General features: G+C 70.1%; 14 protein-coding genes. 1 reads left to right on the plus strand and 13 read right to left on the minus strand.

The window, feature by feature from the left end; genetic code table 11:
• Positions 1 to 2: 2 nt before the first annotated feature.
• From D8Y23_RS04775 to D8Y23_RS04810, 8 genes are all read right to left on the minus strand, one after another.
• Positions 3 to 824, minus strand: coding sequence for a siderophore-interacting protein (locus tag D8Y23_RS04775; protein WP_128217026.1), 822 nt, complete (start codon positions 822 to 824; stop codon positions 3 to 5).
• Positions 821 to 1,555: a FadR/GntR family transcriptional regulator gene (locus D8Y23_RS04780; RefSeq protein WP_128217027.1), complete on the minus strand. Its 735-nt coding sequence runs from the start codon at positions 1,553 to 1,555 to the stop codon at positions 821 to 823. The genes D8Y23_RS04775 and D8Y23_RS04780 overlap by 4 nt, the downstream gene beginning before the upstream one ends.
• 66 nt (positions 1,556 to 1,621) lie before the next feature.
• Positions 1,622 to 2,650, minus strand: coding sequence for a UDP-glucose 4-epimerase GalE (gene galE / locus D8Y23_RS04785; RefSeq protein ID WP_128217028.1), 1,029 nt, complete (start codon positions 2,648 to 2,650; stop codon positions 1,622 to 1,624).
• A 40-nt stretch (positions 2,651 to 2,690) separates the two neighbouring features.
• On the minus strand, positions 2,691 to 3,296 hold the full coding sequence (locus tag D8Y23_RS04790) for a thymidine kinase (RefSeq protein WP_128217029.1): 606 nt from the start codon (positions 3,294 to 3,296) through the stop codon (positions 2,691 to 2,693).
• A gap of 7 nt (positions 3,297 to 3,303) precedes the next feature.
• Positions 3,304 to 4,776, minus strand: a complete 1,473-nt coding sequence (locus tag D8Y23_RS04795) for a malate:quinone oxidoreductase (RefSeq protein WP_128217030.1) — start codon at positions 4,774 to 4,776, stop codon at positions 3,304 to 3,306.
• 102 nt (positions 4,777 to 4,878) lie between these two features.
• On the minus strand, positions 4,879 to 5,949 hold the full coding sequence (locus D8Y23_RS04800) for an aspartate-semialdehyde dehydrogenase (protein ID WP_128217031.1): 1,071 nt from the start codon (positions 5,947 to 5,949) through the stop codon (positions 4,879 to 4,881).
• 65 nt (positions 5,950 to 6,014) lie between these two features.
• Positions 6,015 to 6,593, minus strand: coding sequence for a DM13 domain-containing protein (locus D8Y23_RS04805; protein ID WP_128217032.1), 579 nt, complete (start codon positions 6,591 to 6,593; stop codon positions 6,015 to 6,017).
• Positions 6,594 to 6,672: 79 nt separating this feature from the next.
• Positions 6,673 to 7,959 carry an aspartate kinase gene (locus tag D8Y23_RS04810; protein ID WP_128217033.1) on the minus strand — a complete coding sequence of 429 codons (1,287 nt, stop codon included), beginning with the start codon at positions 7,957 to 7,959 and terminating at the stop codon, positions 6,673 to 6,675.
• A 176-nt stretch (positions 7,960 to 8,135) separates the two neighbouring features.
• Between D8Y23_RS04810 and D8Y23_RS04815 the strand changes: the two genes are divergently transcribed.
• A complete protein-coding gene (locus D8Y23_RS04815; protein WP_128217034.1) occupies positions 8,136 to 9,533 on the plus strand; it encodes a threonine/serine ThrE exporter family protein in 1,398 nt (465 codons plus the stop codon).
• Between the two features lie 34 nt (positions 9,534 to 9,567).
• On the opposite strand, the gene D8Y23_RS04820 is transcribed toward D8Y23_RS04815, so the two are convergent.
• The 5 genes from D8Y23_RS04820 to D8Y23_RS04840 all read right to left on the minus strand — a co-directional run bounded on the left by D8Y23_RS04820 (position 9,568) and on the right by D8Y23_RS04840 (position 14,332).
• The gene (locus D8Y23_RS04820) at positions 9,568 to 10,401 is read right to left on the minus strand and encodes a hypothetical protein (protein ID WP_128217035.1); all 834 of its coding nucleotides are present in this window, start codon (positions 10,399 to 10,401) and stop codon (positions 9,568 to 9,570) included.
• 10 nt (positions 10,402 to 10,411) lie between these two features.
• Entirely contained in the window at positions 10,412 to 11,206 is a 795-nt protein-coding gene (locus D8Y23_RS04825) for a phosphate ABC transporter ATP-binding protein (RefSeq protein ID WP_205796860.1), read from the minus strand.
• 224 nt (positions 11,207 to 11,430) lie between these two features.
• Positions 11,431 to 12,390 (minus strand): sortase, encoded by a 960-nt coding sequence (locus D8Y23_RS04830; RefSeq protein ID WP_128217036.1) that lies wholly within the window; start codon positions 12,388 to 12,390, stop codon positions 11,431 to 11,433.
• Positions 12,387 to 13,232: a hypothetical protein gene (locus tag D8Y23_RS04835; RefSeq protein ID WP_164878142.1), complete on the minus strand. Its 846-nt coding sequence runs from the start codon at positions 13,230 to 13,232 to the stop codon at positions 12,387 to 12,389. Before D8Y23_RS04835 ends, D8Y23_RS04830 begins: the two co-directional genes overlap by 4 nt.
• Before the next feature lie 2 nt (positions 13,233 to 13,234).
• On the minus strand, positions 13,235 to 14,332 hold the full coding sequence (locus tag D8Y23_RS04840; RefSeq protein ID WP_128217038.1) for a WxL protein peptidoglycan domain-containing protein: 1,098 nt from the start codon (positions 14,330 to 14,332) through the stop codon (positions 13,235 to 13,237).
• Between the last annotated feature and the right edge of the window lie 37 nt (positions 14,333 to 14,369).

Consider the following 14,369-nt stretch of genomic DNA (forward strand, 5'->3'; position numbering starts at 1 on the left):
GCTCAGAGGATCTTGCCGATCGGCTCGCGCTTCTCGGCCTGGAACCTGTCCTCGGTGCGGCCGTAGGCCCAGTAACCCGACAGCGACACCTGCGACCGGTCGAGCGACCAGTCGATGAAGAACAGCTCGCGCAGGGCTTTCATGGCCTCGCGCTCCCCGTGCGCGAACACCTGTCCGCGCCCCTCGGGTACCGGCCAGGCCGCGACGGCCTCCACCAGCACGCGAGAGGTGCCGGCCGCTGCATCGCCCCGGTGCAGCCACACGATCTCGACCCCGGCGGGAGCCGCGAGCGACACCTCGTCCGCGACGCCGGCGACCTCGAGGAACGCGGTCCCGCGCGCGTCCGCGCCGAGCGCCTCCAGCGACGCCGCGATCGCGGGAAGGGCCGACTCGTCACCGGCGAACAGATGCCAGGATGCCGCGGGGTCGGGCGCGTACCCTCCCCCCGGCGACGACACGACGAGCCGATCCCCGGGCTGCGCCCGGGCCGCCCACGGACCCGCGAGGCCCTCGTCGCCATGCACGACGAAGTCGATCGCCAGCTCATCGCCCGCCACGCGGCGGACCGTGTACGTGCGGGTGACGGGGAGGTCGCCCGGTGCCAAGGTTTCGCGCAGAGCCGCCAGGTCGTAGGGCGGCTCGAGCCCGAGCTCGGGCTTGGCGAAGGTGATCTTGACGTAGCGGTCGGTGTGCGGGCTCTCGCGGAACGCGGTGAGATCGGCTCCCCGGGCGTGGACACGCACCAGGTGCGGCGTCAGTCGCTCGGTCGAGACGACCTCGAGAACGTGCTGCGGACGCGGCGGGCGCGCGGGACGGTCGTTCACGCGGCACCCACTCCCACCGAATCGCTCGCGCGCAGCGCCTCGGCGACCTGCGTGGAGTATCCCGAGATGTGCGCACGGACCCGGTCGCGCGCCGCCGCGGCGTCCCCCGAGGCGACGGCATCGACGATGGAGCGATGCTCGGACCGCAACCGCGCGGACGTCCCCTCCCAGTCGTCGAGCACGGCCGCCCCGGCCTGCGTGTACGACTCGATCGAGCTGCGGAGTCCGGCCATCATCGCCGCGACCACGGCGTTCCCCGACGCCTCCGCAAGGGCCTGGTGAAAGCGGGCGTCGAGCGCGAGGAACTCCTCGCGCCGCAGAGCGTCGGCGTCCATGGCATCCAGGATGCCGTCGACCTCGGCGAGGTCGGCCGAGGTGTGTGCGAGCGTTTCGGCGATGTCGCACTCCAGCACGATGCGCGTGCGCACGACGTCGGCGAGGGGGAAGCCGTTGGCCGCGACCTGGAGGCGCAGGAACGCGGCGAGCCCGCCGCGCGGCGTCGTCACGATCATGGCCCCCGATGACGGGCCCGACCCCGTTGCGGTGCGCACGACACCGAGGACTTCGAGCACGCGAATCGCCTCGCGAACGCTGGAGCGCCCGACGCCGAGCTGGGCGGCGAGTTCGCGCTCGGGCGTCAGCCGGGCGCCGGGCGCGAGACGCCCCTCCCGCAGGTCGCTCTCGATGCGCTCCAGCACGACCTGCCACGCACGCAGTTCGGAATCCGGCACGGTGCCCCCTCCACGGACGACAGGCGACGTCGTGTGGCCTGACCACACCACCTTAGGCACGACCGATCAGGCGTCTGCGGGGGTTGCGTACCCGGCGGGATTGCGGGTCTGCCAGTTCCAGTAGTCGCGGCAGGCGTCGTCAATCTCGAGGCGCGTGCGCCATCCGAGCACCTCGGCCGCCTTGGTGGGGTCGCAGTAGGTCGCCGCGACATCGCCGGGACGGCGGGCGAGGAACTTCTTCGGAAGCTCGCGGCCGACCGCCTTCTCGAACGAGGCGACCAGCTCGAGAACGCTCACGGGGCGACCGGTGCCGAGATTGAAGACCTGATGCCCCGGCTGCGCCTGCTCGAGCGCCACGACGTGTCCCTCGGCGAGGTCGACGACGTGGATGTAGTCGCGCAGCCCCGTGCCGTCGGGGGTGTCGTAGTCGTCGCCGAACACGCCGATCTCGTCGAGCGTGCCGATCGCCACGCGCGAGACGAACGGCATGAGGTTGTTCGGGATGCCGGCGGGGTCTTCGCCGATCAGCCCGGACGGGTGCGCGCCGACGGGGTTGAAGTAGCGCAGCACGGTCACGTTCAGGTCGGGGTTCACTCGGGCGACGTCGGCGAGAACGACCTCGTTCATGCGCTTGGATTTGCTGTAGGCGTTGGAGAGGTCGACGCTCGTCGTCGACTCCTCGGTGAACGGCAGATCGGCCGGGTCGGAGTAGACGGTGCCGGTGCTCGAGAACACGAACGAGCGGATGCCACGGGCGATGCCCACACGCAGCAACGCGAACGTCGAGTCGAGGTTGTTGGCGTAGTACTCCAGCGGCTTCTGCGTCGACTCCCCGACGGCTTTGAAAGCAGCGAGATGGACGATCGCGTCGATGGGCCCGTGCTCGTCGAACACGCTCGCGACGACAGCATCATCGGCCGCGTCGCCCACGACGAGCGGAGCGGGCTTACCCGTGATCTGCTCGACCCGCTCCGCGGCGACGGGGTGGGTGCCCGACAGGTCGTCGAGCAGGACCACGTCGTGACCGGCCTCGAGGAGGGCGACGGCGGTATGGGTTCCGATGTAACCGGCACCGCCGGCCAGAAGTACGCGCATGCTCTCAGGCTATCGGCCGCCGCCGACGCCGGCGGGCGGCTCAGCGTCCGTCGAGCCGCCCGCCGGACTCCCGCAAGTAGCACGCCGCGCACATCGACTCGTAGGTCACTTCGCCCGCGATCCGACCTTCGTCGATCGCGACCTGATCGCCGTCGAAGACGAAGCGGCCGCCGACGAGCCGGGCGTTGAACACGGCCTTGCGACCGCACCGGCAGATGGTCTTGAGCTCTTCCAGGCTGTGGGCGATCTCGAGCAGGCGCGCGGAACCCGGGAAGGCGTCCGTGCGGAAGTCGGTGCGGATGCCGTAGGCGAGGACCGGGATGCCGTCGAGCACCGCGATGCGCAGGAGGTCGTCGACCTGCTCGGCGGTGAGGAATTGCGCCTCATCGACGAGCAGACACGCCACCGGCGCCTTCCCGGCCGCCTCGTGGAACACGGCACGGAGGTCGTCGTCGGGTGCGACGAGGAAGTCGACCGTGCGCGAGACCCCCAGACGGCTGTCGATCTGATCGGCACCCTTCGTGTCGATCTCGGGCTTGGCGAGGAGGACCCGCTGCCCGCGCTCCTCGTAGTTGTACGCTGCCTGCAGCAGCGCCGTCGACTTGCCGGAGTTCATCGCTCCGTAGCGGAAGTACAGCTTCGCCATGGACGGCTCAGGCGTTGATCCCGAGCGCCTGGGCCGTGGCATCCAGTTCGGCGCGCGCCGCGTCGGGACGCGTGTTCAGCGTCTCGCCGTAGCTCGGGATGAGCTGACGCAGGCGCGGCTCCCACTCGGGCATGCGCTCGGGGAAGCACGTCTTGATCAGGCCCAGCATGATCGACACGGCGGTGGAGGCCCCCGGCGAGGCGCCGAGGAGACCCGCGATCGAGTGATCGGCGGAGGTAACGACCTCGGTGCCGAACTGCAGTACGCCGCCCTTGTCCTTGTCGCGCTTCATGACCTGCGCGCGCTGGCCGGCATCGAGCAACTCCCAGTCCTCGGCCCGGGCGGTCGGCATGAACTCGCGGAGGCTCTCGACCTTCTTCGCGTGGCTCTTGAGCAGCTCGCTGATGAGGTACTTCAGCAGGCTCGGGTTGTCGATGGCGACCTTCAGCATCGGAAGGATGTTGTGGGGGCGCACCTGAGTGACGATGTCGAGCATCGACCCGTTCTTGAGGAACTTCGGGCTGAACGTCGCGAACGGACCGAACAGCAGCGAGGTCTCGCCGTCGACGACGCGCGTGTCGAGGTGCGGCACCGACATCGGGGGCGCACCCACCGATGCCTGCGAGTACACCTTCGCCTTGTGCTGGGCCACGATCGCGGGGTTGGAGGTCTTCAGCCACTGCCCGCCGATGGGGAACACACCGTAGCCCTTGATCTCGTCGATGCCCGAGCGCTGCAGGAGCTTCAGTGCCCAGCCGCCGGCGCCGACGAAGACGAACTTCGCGGTGATCGAACCCGGGGTGTGACCGATGGTGTGACGGTAGGAGACGTCCCACCGGCCGTCCTTGCGCTTCTTGAGTTTCTTGACCTCGTGGTTCGTGACGACCTCGACGCCCTTCTCGCGGAGCCCGTCGAAGAGCTGGCGCGTCAACGACCCGAAATCCACGTCGGTGCCCGCCGGGACGCGCGTGGCCGCGAACGGCTCCCCCTTGCGGCGCTTCTGCATGAGCAACGGCGCCCACTGGTTGATGACGCGGGAGTCCTCGCTGTACTCGATACCGGCGAACAGCGGCTGCTGCTTCAGCACTTCGTAACGGCGGCGCAGGTACGCCACGTCCTTCTCGCCCCGGACGAACGTCATGTGCGGCGTGGGGTTGATGAAGGTCGACGGCTCGCCGAGGACGCCCTCGGATACGAGCGACGCCCAGAACTGCCGGCTCTGCTGGAACTGCTCGTTGATGGTGACGGCCTTCGAGGGATCGAGCTCGCCGTTCGCCGTGTCGGGCATGTAGTTGAGCTCGCACAGCGCCGCGTGGCCCGTGCCGGCGTTGTTCCAGGCGTTCGAGCTCTCCTGCGCCACGTCGCTCAGACGCTCCAGCACGGCGATCTTCAGGTCGGGCTGCAGATCCTTCAGCATCGTGCCGAGGGTGGCGGACATGATGCCGCCCCCGATGAGGAGAACGTCGACGTTTTCAGTCACCCGTCGATTCTAGGTGCGGGGTACGAGGTGTCTCGACATCGAGAGATTCGTCGGTTCGATATCGAGACAACCCCGGGCCGCCGGCATCCGGATGCCAGGTGCCTAGGCGCGCGCGGAAAGCTCCTGCGCGACCAGCTCGGCGATCTGCACGGCGTTCAGCGCGGCACCCTTACGGAGGTTGTCGTTGCTGATGAACAGCACGAGTCCCCTGCCCTCGGGAGCCGACTGGTCGGCGCGGATGCGGCCGACGTAGCTCGGGTCGGTGCCGGCGGCCTGCAGCGGCGTCGGCACCTCTTCGAGGCGGACCCCGGGGGCCTCCGCGAGCAGCTCGCGCGCGCGCTCGGGCGTGATGTCGCGAGCGAACTCGGCGTTGATGCTCAGCGAATGCCCGGTGAAGACGGGGACGCGAACGCACGTGCCCGCGACGCGGAGGTCGGGGAGCTCGAGGATCTTGCGGCTCTCGTTGCGCAGCTTCTTCTCTTCGTCGGTCTCGTTGAGGCCGTCGTCGACGAGGTTGCCCGCGAACGGGATGACGTCGAAAGCGATGGGCGCGACGTACTTCTCGGGTTCGGGGAAGTCGAGCGCCGAGCCGTCGCGGACGAGCCGCTCGACACCGCCCTGCGCGAGGACACCCTCGACCTGGCCGAGCAGCTCCTGCGCACCGGCGAGCCCGGACCCCGAAACCGCCTGATAGGTGCTGACGATGAGCCGCTCGAGCCCCGCCTCGGCGTCGAGGACCTTGAGGACCGGCATCGCGGCCATCGTGGTGCAGTTCGGGTTGGCGACGATGCCCTTCTTGGCCTCGGCGATCGCGTGCGGGTTGACCTCGCTCACCACGAGCGGCACTTCGGGGTCCATGCGCCAGGCGCTCGAGTTGTCGATGACGAGCGCGCCCGCGTCGGCGAATCGGGGGGCGTGTGCGCGCGAGCCCGTGGCACCGGCCGAGAACAGCGCGACGTCGATCCCGGCGGGATCGGCCGTGGCGACGTCTTCGACGACGATCGAGTGGCCGCCGAAGTCGAGCGACGTGCCCGCCGAGCGCGCCGTGGCGAACAGGCGCAGCTCACGGATCGGGAACGACCGCTCACCCAGAATCTCCAGCATGACGGAGCCGACCTGGCCGGTGGCGCCGACGACGGCGAGCGAGATTCCGGAATCGGAGATGCGGGTCATGCGAGGTCCTCGGGATTCGTGGGTGAGATCCAGATTCTAGCGGCCCGCGACACGCCGGTCCGGACTCACGCCAGCGCGGCCGCGCCGAACGAGACGCCGAACTGCACGCACCAGAGGTCGACCGAACGGAACACCGACAGGTCGGCGTCCGCGGGGATGTCGTAGAGCTGGTCGCCGAGGTTGCCCTTGATCGGGCCGAGATCGATGTGGTCGTATCCGGCCGCGGTGAACCAGCCGTCGCGGCCCTCGACCACGGGGCCGGCGCTCAACCACACGTGCACGTCGGGCCCGTTCGTCGTCTGGAGTCCGACGAGCGCGAGCTGACGCGAGCCGTCGGGGTTCTCGATCACACGCACCTGGCCGCTGGTCTCGTGCTCGTGGCTGATGAGCGACCCCGTGAGCAGATCGACGGGACCGGCGGGCGGTTCGGGGGTGACGACGTCGACGGGTTCGGCCGCCGGCTCCGACGCGACGGGGGCCGAGGCTACGGGGGTCGCTGCCGCGGGGATCTCGTCCTCCACGCGCACGTCGACGAACAGCAACCAGGGCTGGAACACGAGTCCCGCGATCACGGCGGCGACGAGGAGCGCTCCCCCGCCGATCCACCACCACCGCCGGTGTCGACCGCTTCCCGAGCGTGGCATCCCGCGTCCTCTCCTCCGCCCTGGGCGAAGAGTAGCGGGCGCCCCTTCGAGAGCGCTGAGAAGAGAACCGCGGAATCCGTCAGCGACCGGTGCCGGCGTGGACGGTCGCTTCAGCGTCACCGTCGAGACCGTACGCCGTGTGTACCAGGCGCGCGGCCTCGGCGAGATCGACGCCGCGTACGACCACCGAGATCCGGATCTCGGAGGTCGAGATCATCTCGATGTTGACGCCCGCCAGGCTCAGCGCCTCGAACAGCGTCGCCGAGACGCCGGAGTGCGTGCGCATGCCCGCACCGACGACCGAGAGCTTGCCGATCTGGTCGTCGTGCACGAGGCTCTCGAACCCGACCTCGGACTGCTCGGCCGCGAGGGCCTTCAGCGCCGTCGCGGCGTCGGTCTTGGGGAGCGTGAACGAGATGTCGGTGCGGCCGGTCGCGGCGGCGGAGACGTTCTGCACGATCATGTCGACGTTGGCGCCGGACTTCGCGACGATCTTGAAGATGTCGGCGGCCTTGCCCGGAACGTCGGGCACGCCGATGACGGTGATCTTCGCCTGGCTGAGGTCGGTGGCGACGCCGGCGACGATGGGCTCTTCCATGGTGGCTCCCTCGGGGACGAGCGGGGACTTCTTCGAGGCGTCGAGCACCCACGTGCCCTCGCCCGAGCTGAACGTGGACCGGGCGTGGATGAGCACGCCGTGGCGACGGGCGTACTCGACCGCGCGGATGTACAGCACCTTCGCACCGTTGGCGGCGAGCTCGAGCATCTCTTCGCTGCCGACGCGGTCGAGCTTGCGGGCCATCGGCACCACGCGCGGGTCGGCGGTGAAGATGCCGTCGACGTCGCTGTAGATCTCGCACACATCGGCGTTCAGGGCCGCGGCGAGCGCCACGGCGGTGGTGTCGGATCCCCCGCGACCGAGCGTGGTGATGTCGCGGGTGTCGCGGTTGAAGCCCTGGAAGCCGGCGACGATGACGATCGCGCCCTCGTCGAGCGCTTCGCGCAGGCGTACGGGCGTCACATCGACGATGCGGGCCGCGCCGTGCGTGGCATCCGTGATCATGCCGGCCTGGCTGCCGGTGAACGAGCGCGCCTCGAAGCCCATCGAGTGGATCGCCATGGCCAGCAGCGCCATCGAGATGCGTTCGCCGCTGGAGAGCAGCATGTCGAGCTCGCGCGGTGCGGGGATCGGCGCCACCTGACCGGCGAGGTCGAGAAGCTCGTCCGTAGTGTCGCCCATCGCGCTCACCGCCACGACGACCTCGTTGCCCGCGCGCCGCGTGTCGACGATGCGCTTGGCGACGCGCTTGATGCTCTCGGCGTCGGCGACGGAGGAACCGCCGTACTTCTGGACGATCAGCGCCATAAGAGGAACTCCCGGGAGGGTCGGGCGTCGGGATGCCACGACGGGGCGCTCGGATGCCGCGCCCGAGGGTTCATCTTAGAGGCGACCGCATGCCGCCGCCGCCATGCGGGGAGCGGGCAGCTGCCCGCGGATAGGATCGTGGCGTTCCATCCCCCTGTCTCCCGAGAGCGATCCGGATGTCCCCCACCCCCGCTCGATGGCTGTCGTCGCTGCGCCGTCTCGTCCACAGTGAAGAGACCCTCGCCCCCGAGACCCAGCTCCTCACCGTCATCGACGAGGGCCTGGCCACGCGCATCCTCGACCTCGCCATCCGCATCGGCGAGACGATGCTCGTCGTGGGCGCTCCGGCCAACGAAGTGACCCTAACGATCGTCCGTGTCTGCGGGGCCTACGGTTTGGACCCCGTCCACGTCGACGTCACCTACAACTCGATCACCATCGCGCACAGCCTCCCCGGCGCGGTGCACCCGACGACGCTGCTGCGGGTCGTCCGTGGGTCGGTGCCCGATCACGCGAAGCTGCAGCGGCTGCAGGCGCTGGTGAGCGAGATCACCGACGGCCTCGATCTCGAGGCCGCGATCGCCCGGTGCCGCGCCATCCGCCGGCTCCCCTTCCGCTACCGCCCGTCCGCCGTCGTCACCGCGCAGGCGACGCTGGCACTCGGCGTGGCGATCATGTTCGGTGCGAACTGGCTCGCCCTCATCCTCTCCTTCGTCGCCGCCGCTCTCGCCGCCACGACGCAGTCCCTGCTCGCGCGGGCGCGCGTGCCGTACTTCTTCGCGCAGATCGCGGGGGGCTTCGTCATCACGGTGGTCGCCGCGCTGTCTCCGCTGCTGCGCTCCACGGGGCTCGACGCGGCCACCGAGATCCGCCCGTCGGTGATCGTGGCATCCGGGATCGTGCTCATGCTCGCGGGCCTCACGGTGGTCGGGGCGGCCCAGGATGCCATCGACGGCTTCGCGCTCACCGCCACCGGGCGGATCCTCGAGCTCACGACGCAGACGCTCGGCGTGGTGCTCGGGATCCTCGCGGGGCTGGAGACCGTGCGGGTGCTCGGGCTCGGGATGTCGCCGCCGTCCATGGCGCTCCCGCTCGGACCGCTTCCGGTCCAGTTCGTCGGGGCCGCGGTCATCGCGATCGCGGTGGCGATCTACAACGGCGCGGGGGCACGGATCGTGCTCGTCAGTGCGGGCCTGAGCGTGGTGGCCTGGGTCGGCTACACGGGCGCGTCGGCCGTTGGCTTCGAGGTCGCGGCGGCCAGCGGTGTCGGAGCCTTCGTGGCCAGCTTCATCGGCGTCGTCGTGGCCTATCGCCTCCACGTGCCGTCGGTGGCGATCACGACCGCCGCGATCCTCCCCCTCGTGCCCGGAGCGGCCGTCTTCCGCGGGCTCCTCGGGATCGTGGAGTCCGGAGACGACCCCGCCGTGCTGATGACGGGCGTCACGACCCTCGCGGGCGCGGCGACGATCGGCATCGCCCTCGCCGTCGGCGCCTCGCTGGGCATCTACCTCGGCCAGCCCGTTCGGGCGACGCTGTCGGGCGTGGTGCGCGCACGGGCGCGGGCGCGGCGCTAGCGTCCGGTCAGGGCAGGGCGTCCTCGAGCACCGCTTAGAGGCAGGAGCCGGGCTGCTCGCCCTCCGGGGTGTCCCAGAGATCCAGGTCGATCAAGACGTCCATCCGCAGGCGCTGGTCGCGGACCGCGACCTCGCGCACGGTCATGGCTCGCGGCATGCCTTCGGCGACGCACACGGGCAGCGTCTGCGTGGTCGCGAGACCCTCGTCGCCGAATCTCGCCCGCACGTCGTCTCGCGAGATCGTCGTGCCGCCGACCGTGACCGACGACAGAGTGGTGCTCAGCCAGCCGCTCTCGAAGGACGGAGTCACCGCCACGCTCATCGGCACGCGAGTCCCGGTGGAGGACATCGTCATCTCGATGGTCATGTCCGCTCCTCGGAAGCCGACCTGCATGCTCCCGCGGGCGTCCTCAGGGATGTAGAACGCCGTCGCCTGCGCCGCGTTGAGGCTGGCCACCAGGGTCGTGCGTTCGGGGACCCACTGCCCGGCATTGTCGAGGTGAGTGCCCATGAGAGTCGCCGTGAGGTCGGCGGCCGCCCCGACGAACGGCGCATTCGGCAGGGACACGTGGATGTTCTCGTACCGGTTCACGATGCCCTGCAGCAGCACCGGTCCCTCCACGGCGACCCCGACGTGCTGGCTCTCGGGCAGCGACATCACGGTGCGCATCTTCGCCTCGACCGAACGCTCGACGTCGGCGCGCGCAATGGCTTCTCCGATCAGCACCGCGGCGACGGTGAGGCCCAGCAGGGCGACGATGAGCAGGATGACCCGTGCCGTCGGGAACGACGACGTGGGGGGCTCATCGACCGCGGGGGCCGGCGCCGGGTGCGACACGACCGCGGTCGAATCCTCGAGGAGAGTCATCCCCGTGCCCTTATCCGAAGCGACCGTTGACGTAATCGAACGTGCGCGGGTCGACCGGTGCGTCGAACATCGCCTCGGTGTCGCCGTGCTCGACGATATGACCGGGCTGACCCTGGGATGCCAGGAAGAAGGCGCACTGCTGCGACACGCGCTGCGCCTGCTGCATGTTGTGCGTGACGATGACGATCGTCACCTCGTGCTGCAGCTCGCCCATCGTCTCTTCGATGACGCGCGTGGAGGTCGGGTCCAGGGCCGAGCAGGGCTCGTCCATGAGGAGGACCTTCGGCTTGATCGCGAGCGACCGCGCGATGCACAAGCGTTGCTGCTGCCCGCCGGAGAGACCACCGCCGGGGGCGCGGAGACGGTCCTTGACCTCCTTCCACAGCCCTGCCGAGGTGAGCGAGCGCTCGACCAGGTAGTCCTTCTCGTCGCGGCTGGCCCGCACGCCCGTGAGCTTGAGTCCGGCGAGGACGTTGTCGTAGATCGACATGGCCGGGAACGGGTTGGGCTTCTGGAACACCATGCCGATGTCCTTGCGGGCATCCGTGAGGCGACGACCGGCATCGTAGATGTCGTCGCCGTCCAGGAGCACCTCACCGGCGAGGGATGCCGAGGGCACGAGCTCGTGCATGCGGTTGAGGATGCGCAGGAACGTCGACTTCCCGCATCCGGACGGTCCGATCAGCGCGGTGACCTGGCCGGCGGGCATCGTGAGCGACACTCGGTCGAGCACTTGGTGATCACCGAACCAGGCGGTGACGCCACGGGCCTCGAGCGTCGCGAGCGGCGCCTGCGACGAGAACACCTCCTGCGGGGCCGGCTCGATCGCCACCGCCGGGACCCCGGTCGGTGGAGGGTAGCTCCCGGCGCGGTTGCGGCGCAGCGACTCGGCGGCCACGGGGGCGACAACGGTGGTGATGTCATCGTGCGGCGCGGCGGGGGCGGGCAGCACGGGCCCGGGCGGTGTCGGATCGGGGGTCGCCCCGATGACGCGGGTGATGTCGTCGGACATGGATGCCTCTCGCAAGGTCAGAGGAGGTTCGGGAGAAGAAGCGTGACCTGGTAGGCCGCGAGGAAACCGGCCAGCAGGAGCACCGGCACGAAGACGATCCAGGTGCGCTGGGCACCGAACCGCCGGAAAGCCCAGACGGCGGCGAGCTCGGCCGCGATGAGGAACTGGATGGCGAACACGAGCGCCCACACGGTCGTCGTGTCCGTCGCCATCGGACGCTGCTCCTGCGGCAGCGCGGCGACGGTGGTCACGCGCGCCCCGCGCGGCTGAGCGGTCCCGACGAGTCGGGCGTCGACGTAGGCCACGCCGGTCGGGACGTACGGCGCGCCGCGCGCCGTCATGAGCACGAGTCGGCTCTCGCCGGCGCGGAGATTGGGCAGGGTCGGATCGCCCGCGTAGCGCACACCGACGACGGAGAACTCCTGGAGACCCTGGCCGGTGCGCACGGTGATGGCATCCCCGGGGCTGAGCGACTGGATGCCGGAGAACGGACCGCCGAAAGCGCCGCTGCGCCCCTGGAGGAAGCTGACGCCCGCCTGGCCCGGCAGGATGCTGTCCCGCTGATGGCCGACGCCCTGCGCCGTCTCGGCCGAGGAGGTCCCCTCGACGATCACCTCGTGCAGCCCGAGACTCGGGATCTCGAGGATGCCGACGGGTGCGCCGTCAGGCAGGAGGTTCTCGTCGAACGTGTACTCGCTCACCGGAGCGGTGCCCGCCAACAACTGCTCGCGGAACTGGTCCCCCACGCGCTGCTGCGAGACGAGGTGCTGGACGTGGCTGAACACCGTGACGTTCAGGACGAACATGAGCGTGAACACGGCGGCGAGGGCGACCACGGCCCGGACGATCGCCTCGGTCGCGGTGAGCGGCGGGGCGGGCTTCTTCTCGCGAGGCGGGCGGCGCGGCGGGCGCGGAACGGACGGCGCGCGACGCGACCGCAGCGGGCGCGCGGCGGGAGGTTCCTCGGTGACGGTCATGCGGTCACCGCCACCGGGACGACCGCGGCGCCGGCGCGACGGATGAGGGACACGATGACGACGGCCGCCGCCCCGAGCCCGAGGAACAGCACGGCGAGCCAAGGAAGGACGAACACGGTCGCATCACGCGTCAGCGGGCTGAGCTCGGTCCCATCGACCTGCGCAGGCGGGTTGACCCGTGCGTGCGCGGTCAGGATCGTCCACTGGCCGGCCCCGGGAAGGTCGGCGCTGATCGTGCGGGTCTCGCCCGGTTTCAGGGCGGGAACGGCCACGCCGTCGACATTCGACAGGCGCAGACCGAGAACGTTCTCCATCCAGAAATCCGCGGTCAGATCGATCGACGACTTCGACGTGTTGCGCACGGTGAACCACACCTGGACCTCACCACCGAACGGATTCAGTGAGGGCGCGCTCCCGGTGGACAGCCCGCCGACGGAGAGGATGCCACCGAGATCGACGCTGTCGACGAGGGTGATACCCGCGGGCGAGGACGGCGCCACCGCCGAGGGCGTGCCCGCACCGCCTGCGGAACCCGAACCCCCACGGATGCCGCTCGTCGAGCCGGAGCCGGTCGACGTGGGCAGGCCACCGGACGGGGAGGAACCGCCGGTACCGCCACCGGAGGGGGCCGACGTCGGACCGCACACCAGCGCGGTGATCCCCACTCCCCCGCTCGTCGGGATGGCGGAGGCCGCCGGCGATGGCGTCGGACACTGCACGGGTCCGTCCGCCGCGGCCGCGGAGGTCACGGCCACCGGTGCGGTGAGGAGCGCGAGTGCCAGGACCGCCGCGCCCGCGAGACGACGCGCCGACCGACTCGACGGGAGAAGAAGCCGCACCACGCTCACGCGTCCGAACCGGCGGAGACGGCTTCGCGCTCGGTCTCGGCCTTACGCCGTGCTTCCGCCTCGGCGTATTCCATCCACTCCTTGGCGCGGGCGTCGTTGCGACGACGGCTGAATCGGATGCCGCCCCAGATGAGCAGTCCGAGGACGATGAGCCCGAGGAGCAGCCACGGCACCGCGAACACCACCGTGTCGCGCGTGACACTCAGCAGGGGGCCCGGGTTCGGGGCCGTCTCATCGACCTGGGGGTACACCGTCACCGCGGGGTTGAGGTACAGCCACTGCCCCACGCCGGACACCGTCGTCGTGATCGTGCGGGTACTGCCGGGGAGCATTTCGGAAAGCTCCTCCTCGACGGGAGTCGCGAGCCCGATGCCGAACAGACCGCGGACCTCGGACTTGAGGTCCCCCGACAGGGCGACGTTGCCCGCGTTGCGGACGGTGTAGGTGATCGTGGTCTCGCCTGCGAACGGGTTGAAACTCGGCGTGTACGACGCCGAGATCCCGGCGATGGAGAGGTTCGGCTGGAGGTCGCCGGGGACGCGGACGTACAGGCGCGTTCCGAGGCGGCGGTCGACGATCACCTGGCCGTCGGGCGACTGGACGGATGCCACGAGACCGCCGGCGTGGTCGCCGGGCGTCGCGTCGTCGGGCACGCGCATGGTGAACGGGATCGTCGTGGATTCACCCGGCTGCAGTGTCACCTGCACCGAGGACTCGCCGCTGAAGTTCACCCAGGCGCCCGCGTCGGTGGGGGCGACGCCCGTGTCGAGGAGACTGAACGCCCCCTCGTCGGTGTTGAAGGCGTCCGTGGCGAAGACGGTGAAGGTCTGAGCCGCGGTTCCGCGGTTGCTGACGATGTAGCCGTCCTCGAGCGTCTGGCCGGGACCGACCTGATAGTCGAACCGGGTGCGGATCGGTCCGTCGTCGTTGACGGGCTGAGCCGAGATGCCGATCTCGTCGACGGGAGCCGCGTCTTCGGCGCGTGCGGGAGCGGACGCGAGCATCGCGCCGAGGGCCACGGCACCGGCGACCACGGTCGCGATCGCGGCGGAGAAGCGGGCGTTCGGGCGCACCGCGGTTCGGAAGATCTGCACGGTATATCTCCCCAGGGAAGGCTTACGGCCGCACTGC

The sequence above is a fragment of the Microbacterium enclense genome (assembly GCF_004022425.1).
GTDB lineage: Bacteria > Actinomycetota > Actinomycetes > Actinomycetales > Microbacteriaceae > Microbacterium > Microbacterium enclense_A.